The organism is Bacillus cereus group sp. Bce041, assembly GCF_052646455.1.
Genome location: NZ_JBQXON010000006.1, coordinates 220736 through 236089, shown reverse-complemented (window position 1 = coordinate 236089; position 15354 = coordinate 220736). Strand labels below are relative to the sequence as shown.

Here is a 15354-nt window from a genome sequence, read left to right as displayed (position 1 = left end):
TTTATGTCACTAAAAATTTCTTTTTTTCAAAAAAAAGAACAGTAGCCGTATAAACGACTACTGTTCTTTAAAGATATTAAACTGTGTAACGCTCATCTTCTAAAATTTTCGCAGCGATTTCACGTTTCTTCGGAATTATGTTAAGTGGTGTGTGGCGAGTTAATTTACGTAATGATGATAACATCATGCGCAGCATGTCGCCGTTTTCAACTGCGATAAGTGTTTCTTTCGCATCTGCTTCGATTTCGTTAAATGCTTCTTGGCAGAATACTTCAGTGTATAACACTTTTTGTTTATTCTTTTCAAGACCAGTTGTTTTGATCGCTTTTTCTGTACGAAGAACAGCTGATTCCATTGCGTATAGATTGCTTACGATGTCAGCGATATTCACAAGAATTTCTTGCTCTTTATCTAATGCTTTACCGTATTTTTGAGCCGCTAATCCAGCTACCATTAAGCCGATTTTCTTCGCATTAGTTACTAAATACTTTTGAAGTGCTAATGGCTCATCGCCTACTTCTTCTGGCATCATCATCATTAACTCTTCTTGTAATTTTTGTGCTTTTTGAAGAAGTGGTAATTCACCTTTCATCGCTTTACGTAAGAACGTACCTGGTACGATTAGGCGGTTAATTTCGTTCGTTCCTTCGAAAATACGGTTAATACGAGAATCACGGTACATTCTTTCAATCTCGTACTCTGCCATAAATCCGTAACCACCGTGAATTTGAACACCTTCATCTACTGTATAGTCTAATACTTCAGAACCGAATACTTTGTTTAAAGAGCACTCGATTGCATATTCAGCGATAGAAGCTGCTACTGCTTTACCGTCTTTTACTTCTTCTTCAGATAATGTGCTCATGCGGCTTTCGAATAAACCTACTGTACGATATACAGAGCTTTCAGCTGCATATGTTTTTGCTGCCATATTCGCAAGTTTCTCTTGAATTAATGGGAAGCGAGCGATTGGTTGTTTGAACTGTTGACGTTGGTTTGCATATTGTGCTGAAATTTCTACTGCACGTTTCGCAGATCCAACTGTACCAACACCTAATTTATAACGACCGATATTTAAAATGTTGAATGCGATAATATGACCTTTACCGATTTCACCAAGTAAGTTTTCTTTCGGTACTAACGCATCTTCTAAAATTAACGTACGAGTTGAAGAACATTTAATACCCATTTTCTTTTCTTCTGGGCTTGTAGATACGCCAGCGTAGTCTTTCTCTACGATAAATGCTGAGAAGTGCTCTCCATCGATTTTTGCATATACAACGAATACGTCAGCGAATGCAGAGTTTGTAATCCACTGTTTTTCACCATTTAATACGTAATGTGTACCTTCTGCATTTAAACGTGCAGTTGTTTTTGCACCTAATGCGTCAGATCCTGAACCTGGCTCTGTTAATGCGTATGCAGCTAATTTTTCACCAGTTGCAAGTAATGGTAAATACTTTTTCTTTTGCTCTTCGTTACCGAATAATACGATTGGTAAAGATCCGATACCTACGTGAGCACCGTGAGTAATTGCAAAGCCACCAGCGCGAGAGAATTTCTCTGCGATTAACGCTGAGCTTACTTTATCAAGACCAATTCCGCCGTACTCTTCTGGTACGTCAGCGCCTAATAAACCAAGTTCCCCAGCTTCTTTTAAAAGACGAACTGAACGATCAAATTCATGTTGCTCTAAATATTCAAGCTCTGGAAGAACTTCATTTACGATAAAGTCCTCTGTCGTTTTTGCAATCATTTTATGCTCAGATGAAAAATCTTCTGGCGTAAACACTTGATCAATCGTAATCTCATCTACTAAAAAGCTACCGCCTTTAACCGCATTTCCTACTGTTTTTTCCATGAAAATTTCCTCCTTCATATTTTCATGAGCCGCTTCTCTCTTTTTGAAAGAAGCTGGCTCTCCCTTTTTTTATAAACCTTTGTTGCTTCCATTCTTTGCTTTAGCGTCGTCTCGTTCTGAGCGAGCCGCTTCCACTTTTTTTATAGTCCAGTTCCAGTGGCTAAAACAGTCGGTCGTTTCCCCCCTTCCTTTGAGGCAAAAAGCGCCTCTTCGTCAGGGCTTCCAACGCCCTCCTGTTCTAAACGAGCCACCTGCACTTTTTTATAATCCAGTTCCAGCGGCTAGAATGTTCGGTGGCTTCGCTTCTTCCTGCGAGGCAGAGAACGCCTCTACGTCTGAAGCTCCATCCCCCTCACATTCTGAACGAGCCGCTTCCACTTTTTTTATAGTAATTCAAATACTCCCGCTGCTCCCATTCCGCCGCCGATACACATTGTTACGATACCGAATTGTTCGTTGCGGCGTTTCATTTCGTGAATAAGAGATAGTGTTAGTTTTGCCCCTGTACAGCCAAGTGGATGTCCAAGTGCGATTGCACCACCGTTTACGTTTACTTTTTCTTCATCTAAACCAAGTTCACGAATAACTTGAATTGATTGAGAAGCGAATGCTTCATTTAGTTCAAATAAGCCAATATCAGATAGCTCTAAGCCAGCTATTTTTAGCGCTTTTGGAATTGCAGCGATTGGGCCGATTCCCATTACTTCTGGTGGTACGCCAGCTACTGCAAATGAACGGAATTTCGCAAGTGGCTTCATGCCATCGCTCACTGCTTTTTCGCGATCCATTAATAGTACAGATGCTGCACCGTCACTCATTTGTGAAGAGTTACCAGCTGTTACAGAACCGCGAACGTTAAATGCTGGACGTAATTTCCCTAAAATGTCTAGCGTCGTCTCTGCTCTTACACCTTCGTCTTGTGCGAAAGTGATTGTTTCTTCTTGCAGTTTATTGTTTGATCCAACCGAGCGTAACGTCACATCTACAGGTACTGTTTCATCAGCAAAGTTTCCTACAGCTAATGCTTTCGCAGCACGTTGATGACTTCTTACTGCAAATGCATCTTGCTCTTCACGAGAAATTCCATATTTCACAGCAACTTGCTCTGCTGTATGTCCCATACCCATATAATATTCTGGAGCCGCTTCTACAAGGCGACTATTCGGACGAACAACGTGTCCCATCATTGGAACTAAACTCATTGATTCTGCTCCGCCTGATAATACAGCTTCAGAGTGACCAAGCATAATACGCTCTGCTCCGTAAGCGATACTTTGTAAACCTGAAGAACAGTAACGGTTAATCGTAATAGCTGGAACATCGTAAGAAAGTCCTGCTAATCCGCCGATATTACGAGCCATATTTAAACCTTGCTCTGCTTCTGGCATCGCACAACCGAAAATTAAATCATCGATTGGTCCTTCATAATTCGCACGCTTTAACGTTTCCTTTACTACTAACGCCCCTAGATCGTCAGGACGAACTGTTTTTAATGAACCCCTCTTTGCCTTTCCAATTGGTGTTCTTGCTCCCGCAACAATGACAGCTTCTCTCATGAACGATATCTCCCCTCGTTATTAGTTACGTAATGGCTTTCCTTTTACAAGCATGTGCTGCATTCTTGCTTGTGATTTCATCTCACTTACTAAGCTAATAAATGCTTCACGTTCTACATCTAATAAATATTGCTCATCAACTTCTGTTCCGTACGGTACTTTTCCGCCCGCAATGACATATGCAAGTTTCTTCGCAATGTGAAGGTCATACTCTGAAATGTAACCAGATAAATACATTGCTTCTGCACCAAGTGCAAGAGTTGCATATCCTGTTTCCCCAACAACTGGTATCTTTTTGCGGATTGGCGCTTTGTAACCAGCTTCATATAAAGCAAGTGCTTTCTGTTTCGCATCGTATAGTAAGTGATCACCATTCACACTAATACCATCTTTATCACCTAAGAAGTTATGAGAAACTGCTTCTTGTCCTGAAGTTGAAACTTTCGCCATTGCGACTGTTTCGAACACTTTATTTGCAACTTTTTGCAGATCAAACTCTACACCGTTTGCCATTTTGTTTAAGTGTTTAATGTATAGCTCTTTATTACCGCCTCCGCCAGGGATTAAGCCAACACCAACTTCTACTAAGCCCATATACGTTTCACTAGAAGCTTGAATGCTCGCTGCTGGTAAGCAAACTTCTGTACCTCCGCCAAGCGTCATACCATATGGTGCTGCTACAACTGGCTTAGAAGAGTACTTAATTTTCGTCATTGCATCTTGGAAGTTTTTCACAACTAACTCAATTTCAAAGTAGTTGTCGTCTTGTGCTTCCATTAAGATCATTGCTAGGTTCGCACCAACGCAGAAGTTCTTCGATTGGTTACCGATAACAAGACCTTTATAATTCTTTTCTACTTCATCAACAGCGTAGTTAATCATTTGCGTAATATCCATACCGATTGCATTGCTCTTCGAATGGAACTCTAAGCAAAGGATGCCGTCGCCTAAATCAATTAAGCTCGCTCCGCTATTTTTCTTTAATACACCATTTTTCGCTTTTAATTGCTTAAGAGAAATTGCTTTTTTATTACGCTCGATTAGCTTATATTCGCCATTATCGTAATAGTAGCTATCGCCGTTATCATGTTTATAGAAAGTAGTGAAACCTTTCTCTAACATTTCTTTCACCCAAGTAGGAACAACTACGCCGTTTTCTTCCATCTTTTGAACAGATTTTTCAACGCCGATTGCATCCCACACTTCAAATGGCCCTTGCTCCCATCCAAAGCCCCACTTCATCGCTTGGTCAATTGCAACGATATCGTCAGCAATTTCTTTATGAAGTTTTGCAGAGTATAAAAGAGTTGGTGTAATGATGTTCCATAATAACTCTCCTGCACGGTCTTTTGCGTATACAAGCGCTTTCAATTTATTCGCTAATCCTTTTTCTTGTTTACTTAACTCTACGGATGCAGCTTTTAATTTTTTACGCGCTTCGTATTCCATCGTTTCAGGATTTAATTCTAAAATTTCTTTTCCTTGTTTTAAGAAGAAGCCTTGACCCGTTTTACTTCCAAGCCATTTTTTCTCCAGCATGTCATGCATGAAAGCTGGTACTTTAAATACATCACGCTCTTCTTCTTGCACATTTTCATATACGTTATTTGCAACGTGTACGAATGTATCTAAACCGACAACATCTAATGTGCGGAACGTTGCGCTCTTCGGACGACCAATAAGTGGGCCTGTTACAGAATCAACTTCCCCAATGCTATAGCCACGTTTTACCATCTCTTGAAGAGTAACAAGTAAACCGTACGTACCGATGCGGTTTCCAATAAAGTTTGGTGTATCTTTTGCGATAACAACGCCTTTTCCAAGAACGTCTTCGCCAAATAGTTTCATGAAGCTTAATACTTGTGGATCTGTTTCTTTCGTCGGTATTACCTCTAGAAGTTTTAAATATCGTGGTGGGTTAAAAAAGTGTGTGCCTAAGAAGTGTTTCTGGAAGTCGTCTGAACGACCTTCTGCCATTTTTTCAACTGAAATACCTGACGTATTCGAGCTTACGATAGAACCCGGTTTACGAACCGCATCTACTTTTTCAAATAGTTTCTTTTTAATATCTAAGTTTTCAACTACTACTTCAATAATCCAATCTACATCAGCTAGACGCTCAAGGTCATCTTCTAAGTTACCTGCTTCAATCAGTGCTAAATTTCCTTTCACTGTCAGAGGAGCTGGTTTTTGCTTTAATAGTTTTTGCACAGCCGTATTACTAAAACGATTTCTCACACTTTTATGTTCTAATGTAAGTCCCTTCGCTTCTTCTTCTTTCGTAAGCGCAGGTGGTACAATATCAAGCAATAATGTCGGAATACCAATATTAGCTAAGTGTGCCGCAATTCCCGAACCCATTACGCCTGAACCTAGAACAGCAGCCTTTTTAATTTGGAACATCCAATTCTCCCCCTATTCTTGAATGAATGCTCATTCAATTTTTCGACATAAGTCGCAATCAATGAGTGAGCCTCTACTAATAAATATATGATACTGTTTAAATTTTCGCAATATATTTATTGATAAAATTTTCTGAAATAAATATTTTTCTTTTATTTGCCCATGCTATATATGTATTTTCTTCACTAAAATACACTTTCCCTTTTTATAATCTGACGAAACTGGAGGAATATATATGGCAAAACTTAAGAAGAACCCTTCAAAGGCTGGAATTAGTGCAGCTAGTGTAACTGGAAACGCAGGTCCGCATAACCACGGTGTTGAAAAAGGACGCCAAGGTAATAACCAACAATATAAAAAGCATAATATGGGCGAAAAATAACGCTATATTTTTGGGCAGAGAACGTGGCATAATGATTAATGGCTGCTTTTTCTGCCCAATTTATTTGTAACAAATGAGGGAATTATAATGAAACGAACAATAGTTATGATTGTAATGATTGCCACACTATTTACAGGGATGATTTTCTTCTCTTATGCACAAAGGCAACAAGCTGTAAGAGCTGATCAACCTAATATTACTGGGCAATATGGAGTTACAATCGATGCAGACACAGGTGAAGTTTTGTATGGAAAACGCGAAGACGAACGCTCTTATCCGGCTAGTATAGCCAAAATGATGACAACCCTTCTTTTACTAGAGAATGTAAAAGAGGATGAAGAAATTACAGTTACAGAAAACGCAATTAAAACAGAAAGTCAAAGTAAGAAAATTAAACTTCGTGCTGGGGAAAAGTTAAAACGTGATGAGGCATTAAAACTGATGCTTATCATTAGTGCAGATCCAATAGCTGAATCCATCGCAGAACATATTGCAGGATCAAAAAATGAATTTGTGAAAATGATGAATACTAGAGCGAAGGAACTCGGTACAAAGCATGCGACTTTCAAGAACGCAAGTGGTGCTGATGCACTTGGAAATAAAGTATCGCCATATGACATTGCTATTATTACGAAAGAAGTATTAAAGTATCCAGTTGTTTTAGAATATATGAATTCAACACGTACAACTCTACATACTTCAGAACGCTCTCCAAACATCGCAAACTACGGACGAGAAGAACTATATGACGATCCATATGCGATTGGAAGTAAAAGCGGTCTATCAGCACTTGGCAAATATACAGTCGTAACAGTGGATGAAAAAGACGGTAAACGCGTCATTAACGTCGTATTATCTTCTACTCGCGCGCAACTATATCCTGATACGAAGAAAATGGCACATTATGCATTTCAGCAATTAAAATAACCAAGGAGTATTTTCTCCTTGGTTATTTTTTAACCATACCTTTTAATACGAACGCAACGTTTGCTGGACGCTCTGCTAGACGGCGCATGAAATATCCATACCAATCGTTTCCATAAGGTACGTAAACACGCATTTTGTAACCTTCTTTTACTAGCTCAAGTTGACGCTCATTACGAATACCATATAACATTTGGAATTCAAATTGATCCCTTGGAATATTATGTTCTTCAGCAAGTTTTTTTGTATATTCAATAATCGCTTCGTCATGTGAAGCAATTGCAGTATAATTTCCATTTAATAAGTGCATTTTAATAATCTTTTTATAATTGTCATCTACATCTTTCTTGTCCGGGAACGCCACTTCTTCAGGTTCTTTATAAGCTCCTTTTACAAGACGTAAATTAGGTTTATAAGCATTTAAATCCTCAATATCTTTTTCTGTACGATATAGGTAAGCTTGAATAACAGTACCAATATTATCGTACTCAGATTTTAACTGTTTAAAGATATCAATTGTTTTACCACAGCGTGTATAGTCTTCCATATCAATTGTAACGAACACACCATTTTCTTTTGCAGCTTCTAAAATACGGCGCATATTGTTCATTACGATTTCATCAGAGATATCTAATCCCATAGAAGTCATCTTTAAAGAAAGCTGCGAATCAAGACCTTCTCTTCCAATTGCACGGATCGCTTCAATCGATTGGTTAGCCATTTCATTTGCTTCCGCTTCATTATCAACGAATTCACCTAAATAATCGATTGTTACACAAAGACCTTGCTTATTTAATTGTTGAATGGCAGCTGTCGCTAATTCAATCGTCTCCCCTGCGACGAAGCGACCTGCACCAAAGCGTAAACCGTACTTTTTAGCCAGTTTTGTTAGCGCTTTATTTTTAGATAAGAAAAGAAACGAATTTCGCATTAATTGTTCCATGTAATTCACCCCTATGACTGTAATTTATCTGTTTTTTACCCCTCTTCAAAATTATATCATTGTTTAAAATTATTTGATACAAATAATTATTTAGATAATTTATAAAATACTATAAAAACATTTAAAAACCTATATTTCTGCTTATAAATATACCTGAAATATTTTTCGACATTTAGAAAAATGGAGTTTAATAGGTATAAAATAGGCATGTCGAAAATATTCGACATGCCTATAAAATCCTTTATATTCCATGTAAATTATATAAGGATATTAATACAGAAAACTTGCGATTATATTTACCTCAAGTTTTTTTATTGCTCATTTCGCTTCTCTTCATTCAGCCTTTTAATATCTGTAATTAACTGTACCATCTCTTCTTTCGCATCTGGATAAGTTTCATTCCAATGCTTTACTAAAGCTGGCATCGTCTTAGCTATGTAAGAATACAGTGCCCACTTCTGTACCTGTTCTTTTCTCTCTTCATTGCTCTCTCCAAGTAACAGCTCAGTATATTTCTCCAGTAAACCATCAAACTGCTCGTTAAACTTTTCACTCATTTTATTTACCTCCTATATGAAAAAAGCAGCGAAGATCGCTGCTTTTTCTTATAATTTTGATCGAACAGAGTTTAATTTTTTCTCCATTGTGCTTACTTTATCACGACGATCATCAATACGAATAGTTGTTGCAACACGCTGTGCACCTTTCGTATATGGAACTTCATGCATTTGTTGAATTACTTCTAGAATGACAGGAAGATCTCCTTCAATAATTGTATTCATCGGTGTTAATTGATACTTCACGCGATCTGCATTTTTCTCTAGCACCTTTTGTACTTCTGCTACATATTCACTAACACTTGGATTACCTGTTCCTACTGGAATAATCGATACATCAACAATTGCCATAGTAGTCTTCCTCCTATAATCGTTTCTTATATATCCATTGTCTATTTTACCGAAATCCTCATCATTTTACTAATATGTTACTCTTCCACTTTAAACTGCTCGACTAATCTTTCTAAATCTCTCATATGTTCTGTCAAACTTTCCATCGTGTGAGCTACCTTTTCTAAATGATTCACCTGTGATTCCGTTGCAGCATGTACCTCTTCAGAAACAGCTGCACTTTCTTGACTCGTACCAGCAATTGTATGCATTACCGCTGTAATTTCCCCTTGCTCATAACCTATGTTATGTACCTCTTCTACAATTTTTTCAACTGAAGTACTAATCGTATTTACAACTGACATAATTGTACGGAACTCCATTTCCGCCTCTGTCGTCACTTTATTTTGCACATCTGCAATGTCTTTCAATTTACTTACAACTTCTACAACCCTTTTTACTTCTAATTGTACATCACCAATCATCATTGTGATTTCTCCGGTTGCCTCTTTTGATTGTTCCGCTAATTTCCGAACCTCTTCAGCAACAACCGCAAATCCCTTACCTTGCTCACCTGCACGGGCAGCTTCAATCGATGCATTTAAAGCAAGTAAATTTGTTTGATCCGAAATACCTTTTATAAGCTCAACAACATTTTGAATCGATCCAACTCTTTGTTCTAACTTATCCGATGCTTCTTCTGTATGAACAACAATCGAAGATGATTGTCCCCTCGTACGGATTAAATTCCTCATTGTATTTAATCCTTGCTTAGATGCCTCTTCCGCTTTGCCAGCCACTCCTTTTATTTCACCAACGGAGCTATTCATTTGTTCTACTGACTCCGCCATATTCTCGAGCTGAGCTGAAACTTCATCCACACTATTCGCAAGAGTAGAAGCTCCTCCGCTCACATCATCCATCGCTCCTGAAACTTCTCTACTAGCCGCTACTGTTTCGTTCGTTAAATAATGTAAACTATTCGTTGATTGTTGCACCGTTGATACGCTGTTTTTAATTTTACTTACCATTTCATTCATTTGTTCAACCATATCATTAAAGTGCTTAGTCAACTCTCCAACTTCATCTTTACTTGTCACTTTCATTCGCAGCGTTAAATCGCCTTCTGCTACTTTTTGCACGTGATTCTTTAATAGTTGCAGTGGTCTTGCTAATCTTCTTGAGAACAAGTAGGAAGCTACGATTCCAACTAATAAACTAATACATGCCATTATAATAACTGTATTTCTCGTACTATTTAATAGCCCATCGATCGTTTCTTTCGGATAAAAGATTCCTATCGTCCATTTCATCGTGTCAAATGATTGACTATAAACAACTACATCTTCACCTTTTATTGTAGTGACCGCATATTTTGTTACCTCTTTATTTAAGCTCTGTATAAGTGGCTCTTTAGAAACATCTTTCCCTATCTTTTCTGGATAAACAAGAGCCATATTTTTATCATTTATAATAAACATTTCTCCGTCATTATTGTATTGAATATTGTGAAGCAACTTCTGAATCGTACCAAGCGATACATCCATCGCAACAACGCCTAATACAGACCCATCTTGAGCTGTAATTGCTTTAGAAACACCTACACTTAACTTTCCTGTTGCAATTTCATAAGAAGGTTGTCCCCAATGGACCTTTTTTACATCAGCCTCTGAATCTTTATACCATGGTCTTGTCGTTGGATCATATCCTTCTGGCACTTGCCCACCTTCAGCAAGATTGGCACTTAATGTTTTTTTATCTTTCGTACCAATATATAAATCTAAAATACCAGGATGATTCTTTTTATACTCCGCAAACTCTTTCGTTAAAAACGCTTCCTCTTCTGGAGTAACCCCACCTTGAAGTATATTACGAATCATCTCACTGTTCGCGTAATACCCCATATCTTCATCCGTTCTTTGAACAAATGTCGTAAGTTGCTCTGTCACAAGATCCATCGCATTTTGAGAATACTCGTCTAAGGAACGCACTTCCTTTTCTTTCTGTAATTGATACACAGCTGTACCCAATATTACGAACATCATAGAAATAAGTACTGAAAACACTACCGCAATTTTTAAACGTAAACTTCTTAACATTTCCCCCAAAGCATCCCCTTCGCATTAAATTAAAATCTTATTAATCATTATATTAAGTATAATAGATAAAATTAAAAAATTGAAATTAATTCTCACCTTAATACAATTAGAAAAAGGACTACCACTTGTGCAAAAACAAATAGTTCATTATCCTTAAAATATAATCTCATTCGTTCGGAGGGAACTATGTTACAAAAATTCGGTTTCTCACAATATGAAAGCCAAGCTTATGAAGTTGTCGTATCAAGCAATGAACCATTAGATGCTACAACGATTGTGAAGCATTCAGGTGTTCCAAAAGCAAAAATATATGAAGTGCTAGCACGCCTAATCGATAAAGGAATGGTAATGGATTCTGTTTCAGAAAAGAAAAAATTGTATACAGCATTACCACTAAAGCTAGCAATTGAAAAATTAACGACAGAATTCCAATCAAATATTAAAGAACTGGAAACAAATATATCAAAAAAATCATTTACAGATGACCGTGTGTGGAGCTTAAAAATGCAATCTTCTATTCGAGTTCAAAGTAAAGAACTCATTGAAAGTGCAAAAGAATCAATCCGTATTTCAGCTTGGAATGATACTCTTTTAGAATATCTTCCTTTACTAGAACAAAAAGCAAAACAAGGTGTTCAAATTGAGTCCCTTATTGTTGGAGAAGTAGAAACAGACTTAGAAAACATGCATTTTCTAATCCCAGCTGAAGAACCTAATGCATTAGAGCGCTACTTGCTACTCATCGTTGACGATCGTGAAATTTTATTTGCTGGCGTAGAACAAGAATCATGGCAAGCGATGAAAACAATGTCACAACCTTTCGTAAAGTTCTTTACAGAATTTTTCTATCACGACGTTGCACTTGCAAAGATTACCCAGAAGCACCACGATCTCTTTATGAAAGATGATGAAATTAAGAGTTTGTTAATGAAATTAAGATACTAATTAAATAATAAAAAGGAGTCTAGTTTTTCACTTAGACTCCTTTTTATTTTGTTCCTTTATCTCCATCAACAGCTCAATGATTTTCTCATTTTGCTCCACTTGTTTCTCTGAATTTTGATAGATGCAACGAATCCAGCCTAATACAAAAACAGCTACAACTATCGGTAATAGTGTAAGTATTATACCGAATATCGAGAAATTAAACACCATTTTCCCATCACCTCGCTACATACCAATTCTCCATATTCTTACTAAAACCTGCGATTTTTTACAAATAAAAAAAGAACCTATCAAACGATAGATTCTTCTTTTACGAACTGAGTAGAGCGTCCTCTCGTAATCGAGAAAATCGCGCAAAGCAGTGCTAATATAATAAAGCCACCGCCTACCCAAGCATTATATATAACAGATGATTTTTCAATAACAACTCCGCCTACTGTTGAACCGAGTGCAATTCCTAAATGAAGCGCAGAGTTATTTAAACCTTGCTGAATACCAGCTGATTCCGGTGCAATTTCAATTAAATAATTTTGCTGTGCTGGTGAAATCGCCCAGCTCAGCATACTCCAAAGTCCCATCATAATGATGAAGAGCGGGAATGAGAATGTCATTAATGGCAGTATGAAGATTGCACATGCAAATACGATAATAATCGAGATAATACTTTTCTTCGATCCCCATTTATCAGCAAGCCATCCACCGAACCCGCCGCCAATTACTGCTGCGATTCCGAAAATAAAGTAAAACACACTTATCCAGTTTGCTTCAACATTCATAACATCTTTTAAAAATGGTGTTAAATATGCATACAATGTTAAATGCCCCGTTAAAAACAAAAATGATGTTAACTGTGCACTTACAATTTTTTTATCTTTTAACGTAGCAAGTTGTTCTTTTATTGATAATACCGATGTCGGTGGTACCTTCGTTAAGAACAATGAAATACAAGCTATTGCCATAACTGTTAACACAGAAATTAATACAAATGGTGCACGCCATCCGTATGCATTTCCGAGTACAAGACCGAGCGGTACTCCAAGTACAAGTGATCCACTAATTCCCATAAAAATGATTCCAATTGCACGCGCACGAAAATGCGGTTCTACTACACTAGACGCAAGTGTTACAGATAGTGCAATAATTAATGAACCACTCGCCGCACAAATAACCCTTGAGAACATTAGCATTCCGTAATTCACACTAAATGCCGAAATAATATTTCCGATTAAGAAAATCGATAATGCTCCAACATACAATGTTTTTCTTTCAAACTTCCCTGTCACAGCTAATAAAACTGGACCTGACAAAGCAAATACTACCGAAAATATTGTTATAAGCTGACCAGCTGCGCTAATAGATACTCCTAAATCATTGGCAACTAAATCGAGCGTTCCTCCTATAATTAACTCAACCGTTCCGACTACGAAAGCCGCGATAGCTAAAATATAAACACGAAAATTCAAGTCTTTCCCCACGCTTTCTATTTTGGTTACTACGATTATAGTAACCAAAATAGAAAGTGGACGCAAGTACAATTTTTTTACAGTAAAAAAGGTAGGCGTATTATACGCCTACCCTTCCATCATTCTGTTTCTTTCTTCTTATTTAAATACCAATACACCGGCAGTCCAGTAAAGACAATTCCAATTGATAAGAAACAACTTACTGGATCGTTAATAATCGCACTACCGATTACAAAGAACGAACCTAAAATCGCTACGATTGGTACGATTGGGAATAACGGCACACTATATGCACGCTCTTTATTCTTATTACGTTTTCTTAAGATGAAGACACCAATAAACGTCATTACGTAGAAAATATAAATAATGAATACGGAAATCTCAGATAGCTTATTTGGATCACTAATAATCATTAAAATAATTCCTAAAATGATTTCAACAGTAATCGCATTTGCTGGTGTTTTAAATCTCGGACTTTCCTTTGCAATAAACTTAGAAAATGGAAGTTGTCCACGCTCTGCCATAGACATTGGGATACGTGGGAACGTTAAAATCTTTCCATTTAAACAGCCGAAAATGGAAACGATAATACCGATACTAATAATTTTTCCGCCATATTCTCCAAGTAACATACCCGCAGCTGTCGCTGTTGCATTTTCTCCAAGGTCTACAATTTTCGCTGCTGGTAATACATTTAATAACGCCAAGTTAATTAATACGTAAGCAGCCGTTACGATTAAAATCCCTACTGTCATTGCTTTCGGTAATAACTTTGTTGGATTCTTCATTTCTCCACCAATCGAAGCAAGTAAAATCCAGCCGTCATAAGCAAATAACGTTGCTAAAATTGCCATACCGATACTTTGATTTTCCGATATCGGCACAACTACGTTAAAGATATCGCTATTCCCTTTCCAGAAACCTAGCACAACAATTAACACAATCGGAATCATCTTCCCAATTGTCGTGATTGTTTGAACGATACCTCCGTATTTTGTTCCCATACTATTTACAACGCCAAGGAACACAACCGTTCCAATTGCGATTGGTAAATTCCACACTTTATCTAAATAGAAAAAATTAATCATTAAAGAACTAAAGTATAAACCTAATGTTCCGATAATAGCAGGTCCATAAACAATTGTTTGCATCCAACCTGATAAATATCCCCAAAAACTTCCGTAAATCTCCTCTAAATACGTATACAACCCACCATTTTTCGGGATTTGCGCTCCAATTTCAGCTACTGTTAAACCACTTGCTAGCGTCAACAGACCACCAATTACCCAAGCAAGAATGGCCATATTAGAACTCCCCGAGTAATCTAATACGCTCCCTGGTTTCATAAACACACCAGATCCAATAATCGTTCCTACTACGATAGAAAGTGCTACTGTTAAACCAATTTTGTTCTTCTCATCATGATGCATGCTGCGTATCCTCCTTCCAATCCTAGTGTGATGCAAAAATGAAATAAAAAAACACTCCTCCCTAAAAAAGGGACGAGTGTTGTATTCGTGGTTCCACCCTTGTTTCAATTCGTAAAGTAACACACTTCACCAATTTCTCAAGTCTAAATAACGGTTTTTGCCGGCAAGCAATTACTAGATGCTCGTTCACTGCTGCAGTTCAGAGGTGGTAATCCATTTTTCCGTATTAGGAAGCTCACAGCCAAAGGCTTCCCTCTCTGAAAATCGTAAAAAATTGATCATGTCCTCATCATCACTTCTTGATGTCGAATTTTGTAGTTATTGTTCATTATATTGAATTGTTAGAAAAAATCAATATATTTTTTTATATAACATAGGAAATATTTCTCTTCTTATATTATAACAGAACATACAAAACTTCTCTAATTCCCTAAAAATGGTATAATCCATTTAGGAGGTGT

Annotated in this window: 13 protein-coding genes and 1 other annotated feature; of the genes, 3 read left to right on the top strand and 10 right to left on the bottom strand. The window is 37.3% G+C overall.

Going from position 1 to position 15354, the window contains the following annotated elements; all coding sequences use genetic code 11:
- Nucleotides 1-76: 76 nt before the first annotated feature.
- The 3 genes from ACUN13_RS20435 to ACUN13_RS20425 all read right to left on the bottom strand — a co-directional run bounded on the left by ACUN13_RS20435 (nucleotide 77) and on the right by ACUN13_RS20425 (nucleotide 5820).
- Nucleotides 77-1861, bottom strand: coding sequence for an acyl-CoA dehydrogenase family protein (locus ACUN13_RS20435; protein WP_257115745.1), 1785 nt, complete (start codon nucleotides 1859-1861; stop codon nucleotides 77-79).
- 383 nt (nucleotides 1862-2244) lie between these two features.
- Entirely contained in the window at nucleotides 2245-3417 is a 1173-nt protein-coding gene (locus ACUN13_RS20430; protein WP_257115746.1) for an acetyl-CoA C-acetyltransferase, read from the bottom strand.
- A 21-nt stretch (nucleotides 3418-3438) separates the two neighbouring features.
- Nucleotides 3439-5820 (bottom strand): 3-hydroxyacyl-CoA dehydrogenase/enoyl-CoA hydratase family protein, encoded by a 2382-nt coding sequence (locus ACUN13_RS20425; protein ID WP_257115747.1) that lies wholly within the window; start codon nucleotides 5818-5820, stop codon nucleotides 3439-3441.
- Between the two features lie 235 nt (nucleotides 5821-6055).
- On the opposite strand from ACUN13_RS20425, the gene ACUN13_RS20420 reads away from it, so the two are divergent.
- Together ACUN13_RS20420 and ACUN13_RS20415 are read left to right on the top strand one after the other, a co-directional pair.
- Complete coding sequence (locus tag ACUN13_RS20420; protein ID WP_001096344.1) at nucleotides 6056-6202, top strand: YuzL family protein; 147 nt, start codon at nucleotides 6056-6058, stop codon at nucleotides 6200-6202.
- 87 nt (nucleotides 6203-6289) lie between these two features.
- Nucleotides 6290-7129, top strand: coding sequence for a D-alanyl-D-alanine carboxypeptidase family protein (locus ACUN13_RS20415; protein ID WP_257115748.1), 840 nt, complete (start codon nucleotides 6290-6292; stop codon nucleotides 7127-7129).
- A gap of 22 nt (nucleotides 7130-7151) precedes the next feature.
- Here ACUN13_RS20415 and ACUN13_RS20410 read toward each other — a convergent pair whose 3' ends face one another.
- The 4 genes from ACUN13_RS20410 to ACUN13_RS20395 form a co-directional block, all read right to left on the bottom strand.
- On the bottom strand, nucleotides 7152-8069 hold the full coding sequence (locus ACUN13_RS20410) for a proline dehydrogenase family protein (RefSeq protein WP_000436783.1): 918 nt from the start codon (nucleotides 8067-8069) through the stop codon (nucleotides 7152-7154).
- Nucleotides 8070-8380: 311 nt separating this feature from the next.
- A complete protein-coding gene (locus ACUN13_RS20405; protein ID WP_001290594.1) occupies nucleotides 8381-8626 on the bottom strand; it encodes a YusU family protein in 246 nt (81 codons plus the stop codon).
- Between the two features lie 48 nt (nucleotides 8627-8674).
- Nucleotides 8675-8977, bottom strand: a complete 303-nt coding sequence (locus ACUN13_RS20400) for an MTH1187 family thiamine-binding protein (protein WP_001018860.1) — start codon at nucleotides 8975-8977, stop codon at nucleotides 8675-8677.
- Between the two features lie 77 nt (nucleotides 8978-9054).
- The gene (locus ACUN13_RS20395; protein WP_016123708.1) at nucleotides 9055-11055 is read right to left on the bottom strand and encodes a methyl-accepting chemotaxis protein; all 2001 of its coding nucleotides are present in this window, start codon (nucleotides 11053-11055) and stop codon (nucleotides 9055-9057) included.
- Between the two features lie 186 nt (nucleotides 11056-11241).
- On the opposite strand from ACUN13_RS20395, the gene ACUN13_RS20390 reads away from it, so the two are divergent.
- Nucleotides 11242-12000 carry a TrmB family transcriptional regulator gene (locus ACUN13_RS20390; RefSeq protein WP_257115749.1) on the top strand — a complete coding sequence of 253 codons (759 nt, stop codon included), beginning with the start codon at nucleotides 11242-11244 and terminating at the stop codon, nucleotides 11998-12000.
- Between the two features lie 27 nt (nucleotides 12001-12027).
- Here ACUN13_RS20390 and ACUN13_RS20385 read toward each other — a convergent pair whose 3' ends face one another.
- The 3 genes from ACUN13_RS20385 to ACUN13_RS20375 form a co-directional block, all read right to left on the bottom strand.
- Nucleotides 12028-12210: a hypothetical protein gene (locus ACUN13_RS20385; RefSeq protein ID WP_017674523.1), complete on the bottom strand. Its 183-nt coding sequence runs from the start codon at nucleotides 12208-12210 to the stop codon at nucleotides 12028-12030.
- Between the two features lie 80 nt (nucleotides 12211-12290).
- Nucleotides 12291-13475, bottom strand: coding sequence for an MFS transporter (locus ACUN13_RS20380; RefSeq protein WP_119684097.1), 1185 nt, complete (start codon nucleotides 13473-13475; stop codon nucleotides 12291-12293).
- A gap of 107 nt (nucleotides 13476-13582) precedes the next feature.
- Nucleotides 13583-14893: an APC family permease gene (locus ACUN13_RS20375; protein ID WP_000546311.1), complete on the bottom strand. Its 1311-nt coding sequence runs from the start codon at nucleotides 14891-14893 to the stop codon at nucleotides 13583-13585.
- A 65-nt stretch (nucleotides 14894-14958) separates the two neighbouring features.
- Nucleotides 14959-15195, bottom strand: a binding site (T-box leader).
- Between the last annotated feature and the right edge of the window lie 159 nt (nucleotides 15196-15354).